The sequence below is a fragment of the Nocardia noduli genome (genome assembly GCF_019038455.1).
GTDB classification, from domain to species: domain Bacteria; phylum Actinomycetota; class Actinomycetes; order Mycobacteriales; family Mycobacteriaceae; genus Nocardia; species Nocardia noduli.
Genome location: NZ_JAFMPL010000238.1, coordinates 1 through 1289 on the forward strand (window position 1 = coordinate 1; position 1289 = coordinate 1289).

The 1289-nt window shown below is 63.0% G+C and carries 1 protein-coding gene; it reads left to right on the forward strand.

Annotation, left to right across the window (positions count from 1 at the left end; genetic code table 11):
- A partial coding sequence (locus tag JZ792_RS41150) for a zinc-binding dehydrogenase (RefSeq protein ID WP_216918401.1) occupies positions 1-1289 on the forward strand: 1289 nt, incomplete at both ends.

Genomic DNA, 1289 nt, shown 5'->3' on the forward strand with positions numbered 1-1289 from the left:
CACCGACACCGACACCGACACCACCGATCTGGCCGGGATCGTATCGCTGGCAGTGGCGGTAGGGGAGCCTCAGGTCCTTATCCGCGACGATATCGCCCACACTCCACGACTGACCCGTGTACCAGGGCGCGGGACTCTTGTGATGCCCGACGCTGGGGCATGGCAGCTCGCCGCTGTGGATAAGGGTACGTTGAATGGTTTGGCCCTGGTCAGTCATCCTTTGCCGGATCAGCCACTGGCGGCGGGGCAGGTGCGGATCTCTGTGCGGGCTGTCGGGTTGAACTTCCGGGATGTCCTGATCGCGCTGGGCATGTACCCCGATGGCGACGCTGTGGTGGGCGCGGAGCTCGCAGGAGTCATTGTCGAGGTCGGTGCAGACGTCGAAAGTCTGAGTGCCGGCGATCGGGTAATGGGTTTGGTCGGCCGTGGAGTGGGACCGGTCGTGATCGCAGACCATCGACTGGTCGTGCGCATGCCGGTGGGGTGGTCATTCGCCCAAGCCGCAGCGGTACCGGTCGTGTTCTTGACGGCCTACTACGGGCTCATGGACCTTGCTCATGCAAAGCCTGGGGATCGCCTGCTGGTGCACGCGGCGACCGGCGGCGTAGGAATGGCCGCGATCCAACTAGCACGTTGCTGGGGCCTGGAGGTATTCGCAACTGCCAGCAGTGGCAAGTGGGATGTGTTGCGGAGCATAGGGTTCGATGACCAGCACATCGCGAATTCGCGAACGTTGACCTTCGAAGGCGAATTCTTGTCGGCCACCGACGGTCACGGGGTGGACATCGTCTTGAACTCACTGGCCGGGGATTTCGTCGACGCCTCGCTGCGACTGCTACCGCGCGGGGGCCACTTCCTCGAGATGGGCAAGACCGACAAGCGTGACAGCGATGCGATCACTACCCAGTATCCCGGGGTGATCTATCAAGCCTTCGACATGTTCGAGGCCGGGGAAGACCGAATACAACAGATGCTCGCCGAACTCACCGCTAGGTTCGATGACGGCGAACTCCAAGCTATTCCCATCCAAGCATGGGATATCAGGCAGGCACCCGAGGCCTTCCGATACTTCAGCCAGACCCGTCACATTGGCAAGGTCGTCCTCACGCTACCCGTGGTCTCGACACTGCCCGTGGTCTCGGACACGCCAGATACCAACCAGGGGACTGTGGTGGTGACCGGTGGTACCGGTGGTTTGGGTCGGATCCTGGCCCGGCATCTGGTGGGTGTGCGGGGTGTGCGGTCGCTGGTGTTGGCTTCTCGTCGGGGTATCGCCGCGGCGGGTGCGG